We start from the raw sequence: 20888 nt of genomic DNA, 5'->3' as shown, positions 1-20888 counted from the left end.
CCCCGGAAGGGACGGCGGGTCCGCCTCCGACGCCGCCTGCCGAAGGGAGCCGCCCGGTGACCACCGGCAGCGGTCCGTCCGCTCCCGACCTCACCATCGCCCTGGCGCCCGACCTGCGCGAACCGTGCGTCGAGCACGCCCTGCCCCTGCGCCGGGACGGGACGGTCGTGCGGGAGGCCCCCGGCCCCGCGGTCGCCGGGGGACTGGACCTGGACGAGGCGGTGCTGCTCGTGGCCGCGCTGCTCGCCGACGACCCCGCCGGACCCGCCTACACGATCACCCTCGTCCATGAGTGCGGCGAGTGCGTCCGCACCCTGCGCCTCACCCGCGCCTGACGCTCAGCACTCGATGACGTTGACGGCCAGGCCGCCCCGGGACGTCTCCTTGTACTTGTCGAGCATGTCGCGCCCGGTGTCCCGCATGGTCTTGATCGCCTTGTCCAGGGACACGAAGTGGCGGCCGTCGCCGCGCAGGGCGATGCGGGTGGCGCTGATCGCCTTGATCGCGCCCACCGCGTTGCGCTCGATGCACGGGACCTGCACCAGCCCGCCCACCGGGTCGCAGGTCAGGCCCAGGTTGTGCTCGATGCCGATCTCGGCGGCGTTCTCCACCTGCTCGGGGGTGCCGCCCAGGACCTCCGTCAGGCCCGCCGCCGCCATCGAGCAGGCCGACCCGACCTCGCCCTGGCAGCCGACCTCGGCGCCGGAGATGGAGGCGTTCTGCTTGAACAGGACGCCGATCGCGCCCGCCGTCAGCAGGAAGCGCACCACGCCCTCGTCGTCAGCGCCGGGGACGAACCTGTCGTAGTAGTGCAGGACCGCCGGGATGATGCCCGCCGCGCCGTTGGTGGGGGCCGTCACGATCCGGCCGCCCGCGGCGTTCTCCTCGTTCACCGCCAGCGCGAACAGCGTCACCCAGTCCATCGCGTGGAGCGGGTCGCTCGGGGACTCCGACGACAGCTGGCGATGTAGCTGGGGAGCGCGGCGCCGGACCTTCAGCCCGCCCGGCAGCAGGCCCTCGCGGGTGCAGCCGCGCTGCACGCAGGACCGCATGACCTGCCACAGCTCGACCAGGCCGTCGCGGATCTCCCGCTCGGTGCGGCCGAACGCCTTCTCGTTCTCCATCATCAGGCCGGAGATCGACAGGCCCGTCTCGCGGCAGCGCTCCAGCAGCTCGGCGGCCGTGTCGAAGCGGTGCGGCAGCTCGGTGTCGTCGGCCTTGATGCGGTCGGCGCCGGTGGCGTTCTCGTCGACGACGAAACCGCCGCCCACCGAGTAGTAGACCTTGGAGCGCAGCTCGTTGCCGTCGGCGTCGAACGCCGCGAAGCGCATCCCGTTCGGGTGCCCCGGCAGCGACTGCTTGCGCTCGAAGACGAGGTGCTCCCCGACGACGAACGGGACCTCCACCTCGCCGAAGACCGTCAGCCGCTCCGTCTCGCGGATCCGCGCCAGGCGGGCGTCGACCGCGTCCACGTCCACCAGCTCCGGCTTGTCGCCCTCCAGCCCGAGCATCACGGCCTTGTCGGAGCCGTGGCCCTTGCCGGTCAGGCCGAGCGAGCCGTACAGGACCGCCCGGACGGAGGCCGTCTTCTCCAGCAGGCCGTCATCGCGCAGGCCCCGCGCGAAGCGGTGCGCCGCCGCCATCGGACCGCCCGTGTGGGACGACGACGGGCCGATGCCGATCTTGAAGAGGTCGAAAACACTGATAGCCATGGGTGCTACCTCGTTGTAGCGAGCCCCCTCCGTATGCCCGCGCGGGCGCGGTCACGCGGAGGGGGCCGGGGAGTTACAGGTTGGGATACAGCGGGTGCCGGTCGGCCAGCGCCCGCACGCGGCCCGCCAGCGCGTCCTTGTCGAACGACGGCTGCAGGGCCAGCGCGATGATGTCGGCGACCTCGGCGAAGTCCTCGTCCCGGAAGCCGCGGGTGGCCAGGGCCGGGGTGCCGATCCGCAGGCCGGAGGTGACCATCGGGGGGCGCGGGTCGTTGGGCACCGCGTTGCGGTTGACCGTGATGCCGATCTCGTGCAGGCGGTCCTCGGCGTCGCGCCCGGTCAGCTCCGAGTCCACCAGGTCCACCAGGACCAGGTGCACGTCGGTGCCGCCGGTCAGCACCTTCACGCCCGCCTTGGCGGCGTCCTCGGCCAGCAGCCGCTCGGCCAGGATCCGCGCGCCGTCCAGGGTCCGCTGCTGCCGGTCCTTGAACTCGTCGGACGCCGCGAACTTCAGCGCCACGGCCTTGGCCGCGATGACGTGCTCCAGCGGACCGCCCTGCATGCCCGGGAAGACGGCCGAGTTGATCTTCTTGCCGTACTCCTCCTTCGCCAGGATCAGACCGCCGCGCGGACCGCCGAGGGTCTTGTGCGTGGTCGTGGTGACGATGTCGGCGTGCGGCACGGGCGACGGGTGCAGCCCCGCCGCGACCAGGCCCGCGAAGTGGGCCATGTCCACCATCAGCAGCGCCCCGACCGAGTCGGCGATCTCCCGGAACGCCGCGAAGTCGAGCTGCCGCGGGTACGCCGACCAGCCCGCGACGATCATCTTGGGCCGGTGCTCGGCGGCCAGCGCGGCGACCTCGTCCATGTCCACCAGGCCGTCCTCGGCGCGCACGTGGTAGGGCACCACGTTCAGCGTCTTGCCCGAGTAGTTCAGCCGCATGCCGTGGGTGAGGTGGCCGCCGTGCGCCAGGTCCAGGCCGAGGATGGTGTCGCCGTGCTGGAGCAGCGCGAAGTACACCGCCGTGTTGGCCTGCGCGCCCGAGTGGGGCTGCACGTTGGCGTGCTCGGCCCCGAACAGCTCCTTGGCCCGGTCGATGGCCAGCTGCTCGGTGACGTCCACGTACTCGCAGCCGCCGTAGTACCGCCGGCCCGGGTACCCCTCGGCGTACTTGTTGGTCATCACCGAGCCCTGGGCCTCCAGGACCGCCACGGGGGCGAAGTTCTCGGAGGCGATCATCTCCAGGGTCGACTGCTGGCGGTGCAGCTCGTCGGCGATGGCCTTGGCGACCTCGGGGTCGGCGGCGGCGAGGGAGTCGTTCAGCTGCACCCTCAGGCCTCCTCGACCAGCTTGGCGTAGGCCTCGGCGTCCAGCAGGTCGCCCGGCTCCTCGCTGACGCGGACCTTGACGATCCAGCCCTCGCCGTAGGGGTCGTCGTTGATGACCTTCGGCTCGTCGATCACGGCCTGGTTGACCGCGACGACCTCGCCGTTGACCGGGGCGTACAGGTCGGAGACCGACTTGGTGGACTCCACCTCGCCGAACGTCTCGCCCGACTCGACGGTGTCACCCTCGTTCGCCTGAAGCTCGATGAAGACGATCTCGCCGAGCGAGTCGGCGGCGTGCGCGGTGATGCCGATGGTGACGATGCCGTCCTCGTTGTCGAGGCCGGCGACCCACTCGTGCTCCTCGCTGTAACGGAGCTGCTCCGGAACGCTCACGATTGTTTCTCTCTCCAGGTCTCAGGAACGCTTGTAGAACGGCAGGGCGACCACGTCGACCGGCTCGCGCCGGCCACGGACGTCCACCGCGAGCTCGGTCTCCTCGACACCGCTGTCGAGGTAGGCCATGGCGATCGGCTTGCCCAGTGTGGGCGACGGAGCGCCACTGGTCACGACCCCGCACGGCGTGCCGTCGGACGTGACGACGTCGTACCCCCTGCGGGGCGCGCGACGCCCCCGCGCGACCAGTCCCACGAGCCTACGGCCTGCGGGGGTCTGCGCGGCCGCCTCCAGCGCGGACCGGCCGACGAAGTCACCCTCCTTCTCGAACTTCACGACCCGGCCCAGCCCCGCCTCGAACGGGGTGGTCTCGGCCGTGAGCTCGTTGCCGTACAGCGGCATGCCCGCCTCCAGGCGGAGGGTGTCGCGCGCCGACAGGCCGCAGGGGACCACGCCCTCGACCGCGGCCAGGGCCCGCCAGAGCGCGACGGCGTCGGCGGCGTCCACGAAAAGCTCGAACCCGTCCTCGCCGGTGTAGCCGGTCCGGGCGATGAGCGCGTCGATCCCGGCGACCTCGTCCGCCATGATCGCGTAGTACTTCAGCCCGGGCAGCGGCGCGCCGGTGAACCGGCTCAGGATCTCCTGCGCGTCCGGCCCCTGCAGCGCGACCAGCGCGTAGGAGTCGCTGCGGTCCTCCACGGCGGCCTCGAACCCGGCGGCCCGCTCGACCAGGGCCCCGCGGACGACGGCGACGTTCGCGGCGTTGGCGACGACCAGGTAGGTCTCGTCGGCCAGCCGGTACACGATCAGGTCGTCCAGCACGCCGCCGTCGTGGGCGCAGATCATGGTGTAGCGGGCCTTGCCCACGGCCATCGGCGAGATGTTGCCGACCAGCGCGTGGTCGAGGGCCGCGGCGGCCTGCGGGCCGGAGACGAAGATCTCTCCCATGTGGGACAGGTCGAACAGCCCGGCGGCGGTGCGGACGGCCTTGTGCTCCGCGGTCTCGCTGGAGTACCGCAGCGGCATCAGATATCCCGCGAAATCCACGAGGTTCGCGCCGAGCTCGGCATGAACGTCGTGCAGCGGCGTCTTCTTCGGGGCGTTCTCGGCGGACATTCGGGTCGGCTCCTTCGTCGCGGGCGCAGGCAGGCACAATCGTCCCACTCGCGCACCGGGCGTGGTCGGTGCCTCCCCCTCTGTCATCGGCGCCTGAGAGCTTCACCCCGTGGGGCTTTCACCTTCGGCGGGGGACCGGCGGGTCCCCGCTTTCCAGAGGTCGCCTGGTCCGCGCGGTCCGTGGGCCTGAGAGGTTCCGGGGAGGATTTGCTCCTTCGGCGTCCCTGACTGGCGACCAGGGCACTCTCCCGCACGGGATCAACGGCTGAGGCCAATCTAGCAGCGCCGATGACCTGCGACCAGCCGACGGAACGCCCTGATCTGAGCCGGTTCGCCACGCGATGCCGCGCGCGTCTGGTTACATGATCCGGTCTGAGGTCGTGTGAGGGAGACGGAAATTCGATGAGGCTCGGCCGCGCCCGGAACTGGGTCCTGGCCATCGTGGTCACCGCGATCGTCGTCGCCGCGCTCCGCCGCCGCGCCGCCCGGGGCGGAGACCGTAGCGACGGCACCGGCGGGAAGCCGGACCAGACCACCAACCCCCGGAACGCGAGACGCGGTTCCCCACCGTCATCCCGCCCCGAACCACCGGAAGGAGCCGAACGCCCCCGCCAGAACGCCCTACCTCCCGCGAACACCCCCCTCCCCGAGGACACACCACCCATCGGGGATGGACCGTTCCCCCAGGCGGCTCCGACCCACCACGGCACACCGCCACGTGGAAACACGCCGCTCCGCGAGAGCACACCGCTCCAGAAGGGCGCACCGTCCCGCGAGGGTGCGCCCTCCCATGGGGGTGCGCCGTCCCATGGAGGTGTGTCGTCCCGTGAGGGGGCGCCGTCCCGTGAGGGGGCGGCGCTTCACGAGGGCATGTCGCCGGGCGGGGGCGGATCTTCGGGGGAGGAGGCGTCGTCCCTTCCTGGCGCGCGGCCTCGGGACGGTGCGCCGGTTCGTGAGGGCGCGGCGGCCGGGGGAGCGGGGAAGAAGCGGCGGACGCGGGTTCGGGCGACCGTGGTGAGCGGGGTCGTCGCCGTGGTCGCGTCGGCGGCCGTCGTCGCGGCCACGCTCGGGACCGGGAACGCGGGCGGCGGGGACTCCGACGCGCCCGCGCCCGCCGACCGGCCGCCCCCCGCCTTCCAGCACCCGGGGGTGATCACCGGGGCGGCCGAGCTGGACGCGGCCCGGGCCAGGATCAAGGCGGGGCGGCAGCCGTGGCGGAACGCCTACACCGCCCTGCGCGGCAGCGAGTTCGCGGCGTTGACCTGGCGGCCCCGGGCCCAGGGCGTCGTGGCGTGCGGTGTCCCCGGCTCCGCCGACCGGGGGTGCGCCGCCGAACGCCGGGACGCCACCGCCGCCTACGTCCACGCCCTGAGCTGGTACCTGTCGCGCGACGAGCGCCACGCCCGCAAGGCCATGGCGATCATGGACGCGTGGTCGGCGCGGCTGCGCGAGCACACCGGCGCGCGCGCCCCGCTCCAGGCCGCGCGGGCGGGCATGGACTTCGTCCGCGCCGCCGAGCTGATCAAGCACGAGCACGGGCGCTGGGCGGGGCAGCAGCGGTTCGCCGACACCCTGCGGCGGCTGTACCTGCCGCTGGTCGACCGGCCCTACCCGCAGGTCAACGGCAACGTCGAGCTCACCACCCTGAACGCCGCCTCCGCCATCGCCGTCCACCTCGACGACCGGGCCGCGTTCGACCGGGCGGTGGGGCTGTGGCGCAAGCGCCTGCCGCAGTACGTCTACCTGCGTTCCGACGGCCCGGCCCCGCAGGCCCCGGCGGCCGTCGCGGCCGCGAGGTTCTGGCACAACCCGGTCAGGCTGGCGGACGGCCTCACCCAGGAGACCTGCCGGAGCCTGGAGTACGCCGGGCAGGGGCTGGCGGCGGCGCTCGACGTCGCGGCGACCGCGCGCCTCCAGGGCGTCGACCTGTACGGGGAGGCCCGCCCCCGCCTGACGGCCGCGCTGGAGCTGCACGCCCGGAACCCGGCGCGGCTCTGCCGGGGCGGGCTGAAGGGCTCGCTGGGCCCGGTGATGGAGGTCGGCTACGACTCCTACCGGCGGCTCGGCGTGAAGCTGCCGTCCACCAGGCGGGCGGTGGCGGGCCGGCAGGCCGCGGGCGGCTGGGAGGTCCTCTCGCGCACCGCGAGTCCCTGACCGGCTCCGGTCGGCGGCGTACGGGTCCGTTCCCGTGCGCCGCCGTCGCGTCTCACGGGGCCGTCCCGACCATCTTGTGGAGCGAGCGCAGGCACATGGTCAGCGCGGTGTGCCGGGTGACGCCGTCCTCCCGGGCGTGCGACCAGGCCGCGAACAGCAGCGCCCAGAGCGCCTGAACGATCCACTCGGGTGACATCTCGGGGTCGAAGGCGCCCGCCCGGCGGCCCCGGCGCAGCAGGTCCAGCAGCGCCCGGTCGGCGGGCGTCTCCTCCTGCCAGCCCTCCCAGGCGATGAGCTGCGGGTTCTCGAACATCAGCGACAGCCCGTCACCGACCTCGAAGTACTCCTGGCAGAGCCGGTCCAGGGCGGCCGGCGCCGGGCCGTCGTGGGGGCGGGCGCGCTCGGTGGCGATCTGGATCTGTTCGAGGACGCGGGCGCCGATGGCGTTCAGCAGGTCGGCGCGCTCGGGGAAGTAGCGGTGCACGGTGGTGCGCCCCACCCCGGCGGCGGCGGCCACGTCGCCGAGGGACGCGGCCGGGTTCTCGCGCAGGGTCGCGATGGCGGCGTCGATGATGGCGTTCCGCGTCCGGGCCCGTGCTCTGCTCTCGGTCGAGGGTTCCGCCTGCTTCTGTGCCATGTGCATACGGTAACGCGCCGTCCGCAATGAAACACATTTGACACCGATGGAACATTGCTGTTCCACTGGAGAACATGGATGATCCGAAGCCTTCGATGAACCTGCCGCGGTTGCGCGTGCTGTGGTCGTTCACCCGCCCGCACCGCGGCACCCTCGCGGTGGGCCTGGGGATGTCGCTGGCCTCGTCCGCGTTGGGCCTGGCCACGCCGATGGTCACCAAATGGGTCCTGGACAGCCTCTCCGCCCGGTCCTCTCTGCTCGGCCCGATCGTCGCGATGCTGGTGCTGCTCGTGGTCGGCCTGGTGATCACCTACCGGCAGTGGGTGCTGCTCGGCACGCTCGGCGAGCGCGTCGTGCTGGAGGCCCGCGAGTCCCTGGTCCGGCGGATGCTGCGGGCCACGGTGCCCGCGCTGGCCCGCCGTTCCCCCGGCGAGCTCGTCACCCGCGTCACCTCCGACACCCTCCTGCTGCGCGAGGCCGCCGCCACCAGCCTGGTCGGCCTGGTGAACGGGGTGGTCATGCTGGTCGGCACGCTCGTGCTGATGGGCGTGCTCGACCTGCCGCTGCTCGGCGTGACCGTGGCGGCCACGGTCGTGGTGGTGGTGCTGTTCGCGCTGCTGATGCCGGGGATCGCCAAGGCGCAGGTCCGCGCCCAGGACACCATCGGACGGCTCGGCGGCGTCCTGGAGGGCGCGCTGCGCGCGATCCGCACCGTCAAGGTCAGCGGCGCCGAGGACCGCCAGGCCGAGAAGATCATCGACGATGCCCGCGCCTCCGCCGCGCACGGCGTGCGCGCTCTGCGCCGCGAGGCGCTCGCCTGGGTGATCGCCTGGTCCGGCCTGCAACTGGCGATCATCATGATCCTCGGGCTGGGCGCCTGGCGGGTCGGCGGCGGCGAGCTGGCGGTGTCCAGCCTGATCGCGTTCCTGCTCTACGCGTTCGGCCTGATGGAGCCGATCATGGAGCTGAGCCAGAGCATGACGACCCTCCAGAACGGCATCGCCGCCGCCGAGCGCATCCGCGAGATCGAGGCCCTGGAGGTCGAGCCCGTCCCCGGCCCGGCCGCCGCCGCGCGCCCGCGCCCCGACGGCGGCCCGGTCCTGGAGATCCGGAACGTCACCGCCGCCTACGGCCCCGGCCTGCCCCCGGCCGTCCGGGACGTCACCCTGACCGTCCCGCGCCGCGGCCACCTGGCGATCGTCGGCCCGTCCGGCGCGGGCAAGACGACGCTGCTGTCCCTGATCCTGCGCTTCCTGGAACCGCAGGAGGGCGAGCTGCGCCTCGACGGCACGCCCTACCGCGACCTCACGCACGCCGAGATCCGGTCCCGCCTCGCCTACGTGGAGCAGGACACCCCGATCGTGCCCGGCACCATCGGCGAGAACGTCCGCTACGCCGCCCCCGACGCCACCGACGACGAGGTCGCCGAGGTGCTGCGCGCGATCCGCCTCGCCGACAAGGTCGACACCCTGGACGAGGGCCTGGACACGCCGCTGACCTCCACCTCGGTGTCCGGCGGCGAACGCCAGCGCATCGCGCTCGCCCGCGCCCTGCTGCGCACCCCCGAGGTGCTGCTGCTGGACGAGGCCACGGCCCAGCTCGACGGCCTCACCGAGGACGCCATCCACCGCTGCGTCCGCGAACGGGCCGCGACCGGCGCGGTCGTGACGATCGCCCACCGCCTCTCCACGGTGATCGACGCCGACACGATCGTGCTGATGGAGGCGGGCCGCGTCCGCGCCCAGGGCACCCACGAGGAACTCCTGGAACGCGACTCCCTGTACCGCGAGCTGGTGGAGGCGCTCCGCATCGCCAACGTGACCGGCACCGCGGAGACCGCCGTCCCCGCATGAGCGGCGGAGTCCGTGGGGCGTCCGCCCGCCGGACGCCCCACGCGCCCTACAGCGGGGTCACGTACGCGCCCGAGATCCCGCCATCCACCAGGAACTCCGACGCGGTGATGAAGCTGGAGTCGTCGGAGGCCAGGAACGCGACCGCCGCCGCGATCTCAGAGGCCTCGGCGAAACGCCCCATCGGGATGTGGACGAGCCTCCGGGCCGCACGCTCGGCGTCCTTGGCGAACAACTCCATGAGCAGCGGCGTCGCGACCGGTCCCGGGCACAGCGCGTTCACGCGGATCCCCTCGCGCGCGAACTGCACCCCCAGCTCCCGCGACATCGCCAGCACGCCGCCCTTGGAGGCGGTGTAGGAGATCTGCGAGGTCGCCGCCCCCATCACCGCCACGAACGACGCCGTGTTGATGATCGATCCCTTGCCCCGCTCCCGCATGTACGGGATCACGTGCTTGCAGCACAGGTAGACGCTGGTGAGGTTCACGTCCTGGACGCGCCGCCACGCCTCCAGCCCCGTCTCCAGGATCGAGTCGTCGTCCGGCGGCGAGATCCCGGCGTTGTTGAACGCCACGTCGATCCGCCCGTAGGCGCGGTGCGCGGCCTCGTACAGCGCCCGCACCTCCTCCTCGGAGGTGACGTCCACCCGCACGAACAGCCCGCCGACCTCCTCGGCCGCCGCCTTGCCGCCGGTCCCGTCCAGGTCGGCGACCACGACGCGCGCGCCCTCCCGCGCCAGCCGCCGGACGGTCGCCAGCCCGATCCCGCTCGCGCCGCCGGTGACGACGGCCACGCGGTCCTCAAGACGCTGCACTCATTCCTCCGTTGCGATGAAGACGTTCTTGACGTCGGTGAACGCGTCCAGGGCGTCCGGGCCGAGCTCCCGGCCCAGCCCCGACTGCTTGAACCCGCCGAACGGCGTCCAGTAGCGGACCGACGAGTGCGAGTTGACCGACAGGTTCCCCGCCTCGACGGCGCGCGCCATCCGCAGGCCCCGGCCCAGGTCGCGGGTCCAGATCGACCCGGACAGGCCGTAGACGGTGTCGTTGGCCAGCCGCACCGCGTCGTCCTCGTCCTCGAACGGCGCGACCGTCACCACCGGCCCGAACACCTCCTCGTTCCAGGCGGGCAGGGCCGCGAAGTCCGGCGTGGCCAGCACGGTCGGCGGGAACCAGAAGCCCGGTCCCTCGGGCGCGGACCCCCGGAACGCGACCGGCGCGCCGCCTGGCACGTAGGAGGCGACCCGCTCCCGGTGGGCGGCGCTGATCAGCGGTCCCATCTCGGTCCTCGCGTCGCCCGGGTCGCCCACCCGCAGGCCGCGCACGGCGGGTTCCAGCAGTTCCAGGAACCGGTCGTAGACGGGCCGCTGGACCAGGATCCGCGACCGCGCGCAGCAGTCCTGCCCGGCGTTGTCGAACACCGCGTAGGGCGCGGTCGCCGCCGCCCTCTCCAGGTCGGCGTCGGCGAAGACGATGTTGGAGCTCTTGCCGCCCAGCTCCAGCGTCAGCCGCTTCACGCCGGGCGCGCACGCCGCCATGATCTCCTTGCCGACCCGGGTGGACCCGGTGAACACGATCTTGGCGACGCCGGGGTGGTCGACCAGCCGCCGCCCGGCGACCGGCCCGGCCCCCGGCAGCACCTGGACGACGCCCTCGGGCAGCCCGGCCTCCAGCGCCAGCTCGCCCACCCGCAGCGCGGTCAGCGGCGTCAGCTCGGCGGGCTTGACGATCACCGTGTTCCCGGCCGCCAGCGCGGGCGCCAGCCCCCACCCCATGATCGGCATCGGGAAGTTCCACGGGACGATCACCCCGACGACCCCCAGCGGCTCGGCGAACGTCACGTCCAGCCCGCCCGCCACCGGGATCTGCCGCCCGCACGCCCGTTCCGGCGCCCCGGCGTAGTACTCCAGCACGTCGCGCAGGTTCCCCGCCTCCCAGCGGGCCTGCCCGACCGGGTGCCCGGCGTTGCGGACCTCCAGCGCCGCCAGCTCCTCGGCGTGCGCGTCGATCATCGCCGCGAACGCCCGCAGCAGCCGCGCCCGGTCGCCCGGCGCCACCGACCGCCATGCCTCGAACGCCCGCCCGGCGCGTTCCACCGCCGCGTCGATGTCCTCGGCCGACGCCGGCGCGACCCGTTCCACGACCTGCTCGGTCGCCGGATCGATCACCTCGAACTCGCTCACAGCCTCTCGAACCCCCGGAACATCTCCCAGTCGGTCACCGCCCGGTCGAACGCCGCCAGCTCCACCCGCGCGTAGTTGGCGTAGTGCTCGACCACCTCCTTGCCGAACGCCTCGCCCGCCAGCGCGCTGGACGTCCAGTCCGCCGCCGCGTCCCGCAGCGAACCCACCACCGTCTCGGCCTCGGCGGCGTAGGCGTTGCCCCGGAAGGGCTCCTCCAGCGGCAGCTCGTCGTCGATCCCGTGCAGCCCGGACGCGACCAGCGCCGCGACCGCCAGGTACGGGTTCACGTCGCCGCCCGGCACCCGGTTCTCGATCCGCAGCGACGGGCCGTGCCCGACCAGCCGCAGCGCGCACGTCCGGTTGTCGACGCCCCACCTGATCGCGGTGGGCGCGAACGAGCCCGGCTGGTACCGCTTGTAGGAGTTGATGTTCGGCGCGTACATCAGCGTGAAGTCCCGCAGGCACGCCAGCTGGCCCGCGATGAAGTGCTCGCCGATCTTCGACAGGCCGTGCGGCCCGTCTCCGGCCAGCACCGGCCGCCCGTCGTCGTCGCGCAGCGAGATGTGGATGTGGCAGGAGTTGCCCTCCCGCTCGTTCGGCTTGGCCATGAACGTGATCGACATGCCCTCCTGCGCGGCGATCTGCTTGGCGCCGGTCTTGTAGAGGGTGTGGTTGTCGCAGGTGGCCAGGGCCTCGGCGAACCGGAACGCGATCTCGTGCTGGCCGAGGTTGCACTCGCCCTTGGCCGACTCGACGTACATCCCGGCCCCGGCCATCCCGTTGCGGATCCTCCGCAGCAGCGGTTCCACGCGCGCCCCGCCGAGCAGCGAGTAGTCCACGTTGTACTGGTTGGCGGGCGTCAGGTCCCGGTAGGCCCGCCGCCACGCCTCCTCGTAGGAGTCCTGGTAGACGACGAACTCCAGCTCGGTCCCCACGTAGGCGGCCCAGCCCCGGTCGGCGAGCCGGGCGAGCTGCCGCCGCAGCACCTGCCGGGGCGAGGCGGCCACGTCCGACCCGTCCTCCCAGGCGACGTCGGCGTGGACGAGCGCCGCGCCCTCCTCCCACGGGACGCGCCGCAGCGTCCCCAGGTCCGGCCGCATCACGAAGTCGCCGTAGCCGGTGTCCCAGGACGACATGGCGTAGCCGTCCACGGTGTTCATGTCGACGTCCACGGCGAGCAGGTAGTTGCAGCCCTCCGCGCCGTGCGCGGCGATCTCGTCGAGGAAGAAGCGGGCCGACAGCCGCTTGCCCTGCAACCGGCCCTGCATGTCGGTGATCGCGATGATCACGGTGTCGAGCCGTCCGGCCTCGGCCTCGGCGCGCAGCCCGTCCAGGCTGAGCGGTGGGGACGCGGGCGATGGGGGCACGGGGGTACCGCCTTCCGGTCAGTTGATCGATTTCAGCTCGTTCTCGATCGCGGCCAGCTCCGCCGCGCTGCCCTGCACCTTCGGCCCGGTGAACCACCGGCGGGCCGACAGCAGCCACCACAGGCCCGCGCCGCCGAGCACCACCAGCACGGCCACCGGCGAGTAGTTGAAGGTGTCCCTGGTGATCGGGCTGGCGGGCGGCAGCATGAACAGCACCGAGATGAACGCCACCCACGCCACCGCGACGATCCCGACCGGGCGGCTCCACCGGCCCAGGTGCCAGGGCCCGCGCCGGAACGCGTCCCCCTGCCGCAGCCGCAGGAACGTCGGGATCACGTACGCGATGTACAGGCCGACCACCGCGACCGAGGTCACCGCCAGGTAGGCCGTCTTGTTCCAGACCGCCGGGAGCGCCAGCAGCCACGCGCCGCCCGCCGCCAGCCAGATCGCGTTGGTGGGCGTGCGGGTCCGCTTGTTGATCGAATGCCAGAACCGGGAGAACGGCAGCGCCCCGTCCCGCGAGAACGCGTAGATCATCCGGGAGTTCGCCGTCACCGACGCCATCCCGCAGAAGAACTGCGCCACGAACGAGACCAGGATCAGCAGCTTGCCGGTGGTCTCCCCGGCCGCCGACAGGAAGATCTGCGCCGGGCCGTCCTTGGCCGCCGCGCCGTAGTCCTGGATCGCGAAGGTGACCCCGACCAGCAGGACCCAGCCCGCGATCACCGACACCAGCACCGAGTTGACGATGCCCCTCGGCCCGCTGCGCGCCGCGTCGCGCGTCTCCTCGGTCATGTGCGCCGAGGCGTCGTAGCCGGTCATCGTGTACTGCGACAGCAGCAGCCCGATCAGCGCCGCGTACCAGCCGTACTGCCAGCCGGTCCCGTTGACGAACTCCCCGAACACGAACCCCGGCGACTGGTGCTTCGCGGGCTTCACGACCAGCACCCCGACGACGACCGCGACGCCGGCCACGTGCCACCACACGCTGATGTCGCCGAGGACCGCCACCAGCTTCACGCCGAACTGGTTGAGCAGCGCATGCACCGCGAGGATGACCGTGAACAGCAGGAACGTGTGCCCGAGCGTCACCGAGTACCCGAACTGGGCGTCCAGCAGCGGGTTCAGGAACGCCGCCGACCCGTAGACGATCGCCGCCGTGACCGCGACCTGCCCCACGAAGTTGAACCATCCGGTGAACCAGGACCACGCGGCCCCGTTGCGCTGGGCGAGCTTGGCCGCCCAGTAGTACAGCCCGCCCGCCGTCGGGTAGCTGGAGCACACCTCGGCCATGGCGAGCGCGACCGTCAGCGTCATCACGCCGACGAACAGCCACCCCCACGTGATCACGACGGGGCCGCCGCCGTTCAGGCCGATGGTGTAGGAGGTCAGGCAGCCGCTCAGCACCGAGATGATGGTGAACGAGACCGCGAAGTTGGAGAAGCCGGACATCGAGCGCCGCAGCTCCTGGGCGTAGCCCAGCTCGTGCAGCCGTTTCTCGTCGTCGGACGGGGATGGGGGAACGGACGCCTGTCGCTCGTCGGTGCTCATGAGCGCCTCCCTACGATCGGGGCCGGGCCGTTGACGCGCCTTTAACGGGCTAATGTCAGACCATTAATGTTTCCCGGGCCCGTCCCGTCAAGAGGGCGGCGGCCGCGAAACGAAGACGTAACGTGGACCTCGTCCCCGACGTGGAGAGGCGGCCATGCCCGGAACGACCGGTACCGACCTCGCGGGCGCGCTCCCCGCGGCCTCCGGCGACCTCGGCGCCGCCGCGGTGTTCCGGCCGGTCCGGGGCGGCAACGCGTTCGAGGAGACCGTCGAGCGCCTGCTCCAGGCGATCAAGCTCGGCGTCGTCGCGCGCGGCGACCGCCTGCCGCCCGAACGCGAGCTGGCCCCGCTGCTCGGCGTCAGCCGCGTCACCCTCCGCGAGGCGATCCGCGCCCTGGCGCAGGAGGGCTACGTGGAGTCCCGGCGGGGCCGCGCCGGCGGGACGTTCGTCACCTACCGGCGCCCCCGCCCCGGCCGGGCCGACCTGCGCCGCGCGGTGGCCGAGATGGGCGACGACCTGGCCGACACCCTCACGTTCCGCCTGGCCGTGGAGACCGGGGCCGCGCGGATCCTGGCGGGCGCGGACCTGTCCGACGGCCGCGGCGCGCTGCTGCGGACCCGCCTGGACGAGCTGACCGCGGCCGGCCCCGACGACTACCGCCGCCTGGACACCCTCTTCCACCTGACGATCGCCGAGCTGACCGGCTCCCGGCTGCTGGCCGCCGCCTGCGCCGACGCCCGGATGCGCGTGACCGACCTGCTCAACGCCATCCCGATCCTGCGGCCCAACATCGAGCACGCCGCCGTCCAGCACGCCGCGATCGTCGAGGCGATCCTGGCGGGCGACCCGGAGGCGGCGGGCCGCGCGGTCGCCGAGCACCTGGAGGGCACCGCCGCGCTGCTGCGCGGGTTCCTGGGCTGAACCCCGGCGACCTGCCCGCCGTAAAGGATCGGTAAGGCCGAAGCGCCCGTCCCGTCGTGGATTTGTACGCGGTGACGTTCGTTGGGCATGACGTAACCTTGGGTGGGTTGCTGGTGATCACGGAGGGGCGTTAACGCATGGTCTGGCTGGCGGGCGTGCTGATCCTGTTCTTCGGCCTGCTGGTGTCGATCGCGCTGCACGAGCTGGGCCACTTCAGCTTCGCCAAGCTCTTCGGTGTGCGGACGACCCAGTTCATGGTCGGATTCGGCCCCACGATGTGGTCGAGGACCAGGGGGGAGACCGAGTACGGGATCAAGTGGATCCCGCTGGGCGGCTACATCCGCATGATCGGGATGCTGCCGCCGCGCAAGGGCGACGCGCCCGGCCAGATCCGCAACATCAGCACCGGCCCCTGGCAGGGACTGATCGAGTCGGCCCGCGGCGCGGCGCTGGAGGAGGTCCGGCCCGACGACGGCGACCGCGTCTTCTACGCCAAGAAGTGGTGGCAGAAGCTGATCATCATGTTCGCCGGGCCCGCGATGAACCTGGTCCTGGCCGTGCTGTTCTTCGGCATCCTGCTGATGGGCATCGGCAAGGAGACGCCGCAGCCGGTGATCAGCACCGTGGAGAAGTGCATGGTCCCGGCGAGCCAGGCCGCCCAGATCCGCCGGGACGAGTGCCCCACCGACGCCAAGCAGACCCCGGCGATGCAGGTCGGGCTGAAGCCGGGCGACCGGATCACCGCGTTCGCGGGCAAGAGGATCGAGTCGTACCCGCAGCTCCAGACGGCGATCCGCGACGCCGGCGGGCGGACCGTGCCGATGACGGTGCGGCGCGGCGACCAGACGCTGAACCTCCAGGTCCCGGTCACCCGCAACGAGATGCGCGACCTCAAGGACCCCAAGAAGATCGTCAACGTCGGGTTCCTCGGCATCACCCCGACCCAGGCGTTCGAGCGGCAGGGCCCCGGCGTGGTCGCCACCACCATGGTCGACCTGACCAAGCGGACCGGCGAGTCGCTCCTGCGGATGCCCGAGAAGATGGTCGGCGTCTGGAACGCGGCGTTCGGCGACCAGAAGCGCGACCCCAACGGCCCGATCGGCGTGGTCGGCGTCAGCCGCATCGGCGGCGAGGTCGCCGCCTCCGACGAGCTGTCCAACCAGCAGAAGCTGGCCGCGTTCATCAGCCTGCTCGGCTCGGTGAACCTGGCCGTCGCCCTGTTCAACCTGATCCCGCTGCTGCCGCTGGACGGTGGCCACATGGCCGGGGCGCTGCTGGAGGCGGTCAAGAAGGGGTTCGCCCGGCTGCTGCGCCGCCCCGACCCCGGCCCGGTGGACGTCGCCAAGGCGCTGCCGCTGACGTACGCGATGGCCGCCGTCCTGGTCGTGATGGGCGGCCTGCTGATCTACGCCGACCTGGTCAACCCCATCCGGCTGTCCGGCTAGGGGCCCCGTGGTGAGCGGCCGGGCGGTCACCTTCCATCCGCCATGACCGCCCGGCCGCTCACCCGGCTCACCCCCGCTTCTCCCCGATCGGCCGCAGGTGCCGCAGCAGCACCGCGCCGACCACCGCCAGCACGAGGACCAGCGCGGCGCTGACGCCCGCCACGGCGGCCAGGCCGTCCATGAACGCCTCGCGGGCGCGTTCCATCGCCTCGGCCGGGAGCCGCGCGGCAGCCGCCTCGCCCAGCGACGCGCCCCCCTCCTCCGGGGCGGAGGCCCGGTAGACGGCGGTCCCGAGGCTGCCGAGCGTCGCCACGCCCAGCGCCACCCCGAACTCCCCGGACATCTCGGCCACCGCCGACGCGGAACCGGCGCGTTCCGGGGGCGCGGACCCCACCACCAGGTCCATGCCCAGCACGCCGAGCGGCGAGGCCCCGAGGAAGCCGACCGTGACGGCGGCCATCACCGTCCCCGGGGAGCCGGCCACCATCGCCGCCCCGAACCCCGCGGCCGTGACCACCAGCCCGGCCGCCACCACGATCCCCGGCCGCACCCGCCGCGCGACCAGCGGGGTCGCCAGCGAGCCCGCCACCAGCGCCAGCGCCGGGGGCATCAGCCACAGCCCGGCCCGCAGCGGGGCCATCCCCTCGACCAGTTGCAGGTACTGGCTGACGAACAGGTAGATCCCGCTCTGCACGACCATCGCGAACACCAGGATCCCCAGCGCGGTCGAGAACGCCCGTTCCCGGAACAGCGCCACGTCCAGCATCGGATCGGCCGCCGCCCGCTGCCGCCGCACGAACAGGGCCCCGAACACCAGCCCGGCGGCCATCGCCGCGTAGGCGGCGACCCGTCCGGGCTCCGCGGCGGCCTCCTTCAGCCCGTACACCAGCGGCAGCACCGCCGCCAGCGACAGCACCACGCTCACCGGGTCGACGCGCCCGTGCCCGCGTTCGCCGTCCTCGGGCAGCAGCAGCGGCGTGGCGACCAGCAGCAGCACCATCACCGGCACCGCCATCAGGAACACCGACCCCCACCAGAACGTCTCCAGCAGCAGTCCGCCGATCACCGGCCCCAGCGCCGCGCCGCCCATGAAGCAGGCGCTGTAGACGCCGATCGCGACCGCGCGCTGCCGGGCGTCCCGGAACAGCACGGTGACCAGCGCCAGCGTGGACGGCAGCAGCGTCGCCGCCGCCACCCCCAGCAGCGCCCGCGCCGCGACCAGCGCCCCGGCCGACGGGGCGTAGGCCGCCAGCACCGACGCGAACCCGAACGCCACCGCCCCGACCAGCAGCAGCCGGCGCCGCCCGATCCGGTCGCCGACCGCGCCCATCGTCACCAGGAACCCCGCCATCAGGAACCCGTAGGCGTCCATGATCCACAGCATCTGGGTGGCGCCGGGCGACAGGTCCGCGCCCAGCCGGGGCAGCGCCAGGAACAGCACGCTGTTGTCCAGGGCCAGCAGCAGCACCGGCAGGGCCAGCACCGCCAGCCCCGCCCACTCGCGCCGCCCCGACCGGGGCGGCCCCTCCGTCTCCACGATCACCGACATGCGCTCGTCTCCCTCGTCCTCGTCGGAAGACCCAGCCTCCGGCGCGGGCGTTATGACGGGATTCGGATCCGCTTTCGACGCCGCTACCGTGGGTTCATGCGCTTCGGTGTGCTCGGTCCCCTCCAGGTCACCACCGACGACGGCCGCGCCGTGCGGATCGTCGAGGCCAAGGTCCGCGCGCTGCTGTGCGACCTGATCGCGCACGAGGGCCGTCCGGTGTCCGCCGAGCGCCTGGTCGAGGACCTGTGGAACGGCGCCCCGCCCGCCGACCCGGTGGCCGCGCTGCGCGTCAAGGTCTCCCAGCTCCGCCGCGCGCTGGCCGACGCCGAACCCGGCGCCCGCGCCCTGGTGGAGTCCCGCCCGCCCGGCTACGCCCTGGCCACCGACCGGACCGACGTCCACCGCTTCCGGGACCTGCTGGACCAGGCCCGCCACCTGGCCGACGACCGGGCCCGCGCGACCCTGCTCACCCGGGCCCTCGACCTGTGGCGGGGCCCGGCGTTCGCGGACTTCGCGGACGAGCCGTTCGCCCGCGGCCCGGCGTCGGGCCTGGAGGAGCAGCGGCTCACCGCCCTGGAGGACCTGGCCGAGGCCCGCCTCCGCCTGGGCGACCACCACGCCCTCACCGCCGAACTCGCCGGCCCGGCCGAACGCCACCCCCTCCGCGAACGCCTCCAGGCCGCCCTCATGCGCGCCCTGTACCGCGCGGGCCGCCAGCCCGAGGCCCTGGACGTCCACCACCGCCTCCGCACCCGCCTGCGCGACGACCTCGGCCTGGACCCCGGCCCGGAGATCCAGGCCCTCCACCGGGCGATCCTCAACCACGACCCGTCCCTGCGGGAGCCGCCCGCCCCGGCGCTCCGCACCCGCCTCCCCGTCCCGGTCACCGACCTGATCGGTCGCGACGCCGACGTCGAGGCGATCCGCGCCCTGCTGGCCGGGACCCGCCTGATCACCCTCACCGGCCCCGGCGGCGTGGGCAAGACCCGCCTGGCCCTGGAAGCCGCCGCCCACGCCACCGGAGGCTTCCCCACCGAACCACCCCCTGTCCCCGAACCGACCTGCGCGACCGAGACGACTCCGCCACCGACCCCAGCCTGCGGCGAACCTGCCCGAACAGCGTCCGAAGCGGCCGGAGGCGACTCCGCCGCGAAGCTGGCGGCGACATCCTGGAACGGCGGTCCTACCGCGAGGACGACCGAGGCAACGGCCCGTACTGCGGAGGGGCCTCGCGGTGAAGTGGCCCCGGCACGGGACGCGGCCTCACCCCAAGCCACCGGCGCCGCCGCGCAGGCGGCAGACGGGGCAACGGCCCGCGTTGCGGCGAAATCTTGTGGCGAAGCGGATGGGACGGCAGTGATGTCCTTGGACGACGGGTCTGTCGTGAGGGCGGCCGGGGGGACGGTTCGTGCTGCGGAGGGGCCTCGCGGTGATATGGCCTCGGCATGGGGTGCGGGCTCGCCTCAGGCCACCGGCACCGCCGCGCAGGCGGCGGGCGGGGATGGGATGTTTCCTGATGGGGTCGCGTTGGTGGAGTTGGCGGCCCTGCCGCCCGGTGCCGACTCCGCTGAGAAGGTCGCCGAGGCGGTCGCGGGCGCGTTGGGGGTGTCCGGCGATCCGGGGGCGGCGCTGGGAGGCGCCCGCGTCCTGCTCGTCCTCGACAACTGCGAGCATGTGATCGAGCCGGTCGCCAAGTTCGTGGACACGCTGCTGCGGTCCGGCTCCGGCCCGCGCGTGCTCGCCACCAGCCGGGAGCCGCTGGGGATCGCGGGGGAGCACGTGTGGCCCGTCGCCCCGCTGGAGGTCCCCGGGGCGGGGGCCGGTCCGGGGGAGCTCCGGGAGTCGCCCGCGGTGCGGCTGTTCGAGGCGCGGGCCCGGGCCGCCGCGCCGGAGTTCGCGCTGGACGACGGCAACGCCGAGGCCGTGGCGACCGTCTGCCGCCGGCTGGACGGCGTTCCGCTCGCGTTGGAGCTGGCGGCGGCGCGGGTGCGGGCGTTCGGCGTCCACCGGCTCGCCGAACGCCTGGACGACCGGTTCCGCCTGCTGGCCTCGGGCCGCCGCGCCGCCCCCGCCCGGCAGCGGACGCTGCGCGCGGTGATGGACTGGAGCTGGGAGCTGCTCACCGACTCCGAACGCGCCGTCCTGCGGCGGCTGGCCGTCCACGCGGGCGGGTTCACGCTGGAGGCGGCCGAGCAGACCTGCGGCGGCGACGGGGTGGACCCCGCCGACGTCGCCGACCTGCTGGCCCGCCTGGTGGACCGGTCGCTGGTGGTCCGGGCGGGGGAGCGGTACCGCCTGCTGGAGTCGGTCGCCGCCTACTGCCTGGAACGCCTGGACGAGGCCGCCGAGACCCCCGCCGTCCGGCTCCGCCACGCCGTCTACTACACCTCGGTCGTCGAGTGCGCCGAGTCAGCGTGGAAGCGGGGCAGCGCCCGGGAACGCTGGCTGGCCCGCCTCGACGCCGAGACCGCCAACCTGCGCTCGGCCCTGGAGAACACCGCCCGCCACGGCGACGCCCGCCTGGCCCTGCGCCTGACCAGCTCCCTGGCCTGGTACTGGGCCCTGCGCGGGGACGTGGCGGCGGCCCACCGCCTGCTGACCGCCGTGGGTGAGGTCGCCGTCTAGGGCCTGTTTCAAAGGGGCCTCAGCCCGCGCGCGAGCGCGTGACCTGACCTGCGGGG

At 73.3% G+C, this 20888-nt stretch carries 16 protein-coding genes and 2 riboswitches; of the genes, 6 read left to right on the top strand and 10 right to left on the bottom strand.

The genetic code is table 11. The features are described 5' to 3' along the window. The first annotated feature begins 56 nt into the window (after positions 1 to 56). The gene (locus AKI01S_RS37920; RefSeq protein ID WP_067829350.1) at positions 57 to 335 is read left to right on the top strand and encodes a hypothetical protein; all 279 of its coding nucleotides are present in this window, start codon (positions 57 to 59) and stop codon (positions 333 to 335) included. 3 nt (positions 336 to 338) lie between these two features. On the opposite strand, the gene AKI01S_RS37915 is transcribed toward AKI01S_RS37920, so the two are convergent. The 4 genes from AKI01S_RS37915 to gcvT form a co-directional block, all read right to left on the bottom strand. Next, positions 339 to 1712: an L-serine ammonia-lyase gene (locus AKI01S_RS37915; RefSeq protein ID WP_067829347.1), complete on the bottom strand. Its 1374-nt coding sequence runs from the start codon at positions 1710 to 1712 to the stop codon at positions 339 to 341. A gap of 73 nt (positions 1713 to 1785) precedes the next feature. After that, a complete protein-coding gene (gene glyA, locus AKI01S_RS37910) occupies positions 1786 to 3042 on the bottom strand; it encodes a serine hydroxymethyltransferase (protein WP_157420459.1) in 1257 nt (418 codons plus the stop codon). A gap of 2 nt (positions 3043 to 3044) precedes the next feature. Then, complete coding sequence (gene gcvH, locus AKI01S_RS37905) at positions 3045 to 3434, bottom strand: glycine cleavage system protein GcvH (RefSeq protein ID WP_067829343.1); 390 nt, start codon at positions 3432 to 3434, stop codon at positions 3045 to 3047. Between the two features lie 21 nt (positions 3435 to 3455). After that, positions 3456 to 4550 (bottom strand): glycine cleavage system aminomethyltransferase GcvT, encoded by a 1095-nt coding sequence (gene gcvT, locus AKI01S_RS37900; protein ID WP_067829341.1) that lies wholly within the window; start codon positions 4548 to 4550, stop codon positions 3456 to 3458. A gap of 77 nt (positions 4551 to 4627) precedes the next feature. Continuing rightward, a riboswitch (glycine riboswitch) is annotated at positions 4628 to 4710 on the bottom strand. A 4-nt stretch (positions 4711 to 4714) separates the two neighbouring features. Continuing rightward, a riboswitch (glycine riboswitch) is annotated at positions 4715 to 4811 on the bottom strand. Between the two features lie 753 nt (positions 4812 to 5564). Between gcvT and AKI01S_RS37895 the strand changes: the two genes are divergently transcribed. Further along, complete coding sequence (locus AKI01S_RS37895) at positions 5565 to 6704, top strand: alginate lyase family protein (RefSeq protein WP_157420458.1); 1140 nt, start codon at positions 5565 to 5567, stop codon at positions 6702 to 6704. A gap of 52 nt (positions 6705 to 6756) precedes the next feature. Here the strand turns inward: AKI01S_RS37895 and AKI01S_RS37890 are convergent, their stop codons facing one another. Beyond that, positions 6757 to 7341 carry a TetR/AcrR family transcriptional regulator gene (locus tag AKI01S_RS37890; protein WP_067829398.1) on the bottom strand — a complete coding sequence of 195 codons (585 nt, stop codon included), beginning with the start codon at positions 7339 to 7341 and terminating at the stop codon, positions 6757 to 6759. A 74-nt stretch (positions 7342 to 7415) separates the two neighbouring features. Between AKI01S_RS37890 and AKI01S_RS37885 the strand changes: the two genes are divergently transcribed. Continuing rightward, positions 7416 to 9194, top strand: coding sequence for an ABC transporter ATP-binding protein (locus tag AKI01S_RS37885; protein WP_245681941.1), 1779 nt, complete (start codon positions 7416 to 7418; stop codon positions 9192 to 9194). Positions 9195 to 9240: 46 nt separating this feature from the next. Here the strand turns inward: AKI01S_RS37885 and AKI01S_RS37880 are convergent, their stop codons facing one another. The 4 genes from AKI01S_RS37880 to AKI01S_RS37865 are packed head-to-tail and all read right to left on the bottom strand — an operon-like array spanning position 9241 to position 14291. After that, entirely contained in the window at positions 9241 to 10005 is a 765-nt protein-coding gene (locus AKI01S_RS37880) for a 3-oxoacyl-ACP reductase (protein WP_067829336.1), read from the bottom strand. Continuing rightward, positions 10006 to 11373: an aldehyde dehydrogenase family protein gene (locus tag AKI01S_RS37875; protein WP_067829333.1), complete on the bottom strand. Its 1368-nt coding sequence runs from the start codon at positions 11371 to 11373 to the stop codon at positions 10006 to 10008. Then, positions 11370 to 12740 carry a glutamine synthetase family protein gene (locus tag AKI01S_RS37870; protein WP_067829329.1) on the bottom strand — a complete coding sequence of 457 codons (1371 nt, stop codon included), beginning with the start codon at positions 12738 to 12740 and terminating at the stop codon, positions 11370 to 11372. Before AKI01S_RS37870 ends, AKI01S_RS37875 begins: the two co-directional genes overlap by 4 nt. 18 nt (positions 12741 to 12758) lie before the next feature. Further along, complete coding sequence (locus AKI01S_RS37865; protein ID WP_067829327.1) at positions 12759 to 14291, bottom strand: amino acid permease; 1533 nt, start codon at positions 14289 to 14291, stop codon at positions 12759 to 12761. A 154-nt stretch (positions 14292 to 14445) separates the two neighbouring features. On the opposite strand from AKI01S_RS37865, the gene AKI01S_RS37860 reads away from it, so the two are divergent. Together AKI01S_RS37860 and AKI01S_RS37855 are read left to right on the top strand one after the other, a co-directional pair. After that, positions 14446 to 15213, top strand: coding sequence for a FadR/GntR family transcriptional regulator (locus tag AKI01S_RS37860; RefSeq protein WP_084000649.1), 768 nt, complete (start codon positions 14446 to 14448; stop codon positions 15211 to 15213). A gap of 137 nt (positions 15214 to 15350) precedes the next feature. Further along, complete coding sequence (locus AKI01S_RS37855; RefSeq protein ID WP_067829324.1) at positions 15351 to 16658, top strand: M50 family metallopeptidase; 1308 nt, start codon at positions 15351 to 15353, stop codon at positions 16656 to 16658. Between the two features lie 67 nt (positions 16659 to 16725). On the opposite strand, the gene AKI01S_RS37850 is transcribed toward AKI01S_RS37855, so the two are convergent. Beyond that, positions 16726 to 18207 carry an MFS transporter gene (locus AKI01S_RS37850; RefSeq protein WP_067829321.1) on the bottom strand — a complete coding sequence of 494 codons (1482 nt, stop codon included), beginning with the start codon at positions 18205 to 18207 and terminating at the stop codon, positions 16726 to 16728. 96 nt (positions 18208 to 18303) lie between these two features. Here AKI01S_RS37850 and AKI01S_RS53890 point away from each other — a divergent pair, with 96 nt between their 5' ends. Continuing rightward, positions 18304 to 20832, top strand: a complete 2529-nt coding sequence (locus tag AKI01S_RS53890) for a BTAD domain-containing putative transcriptional regulator (protein WP_067829318.1) — start codon at positions 18304 to 18306, stop codon at positions 20830 to 20832. The last annotated feature ends 56 nt before the right edge of the window (positions 20833 to 20888 follow it).

Origin of the sequence: Actinomadura kijaniata NBRC 14229, assembly GCF_001552175.1 — a bacterium.
GTDB lineage: Bacteria > Actinomycetota > Actinomycetes > Streptosporangiales > Streptosporangiaceae > Spirillospora > Spirillospora kijaniata.
The sequence above is the reverse complement of the archived record's forward strand: the minus strand, read 5'-3'. Positions and strand labels throughout refer to the sequence as shown.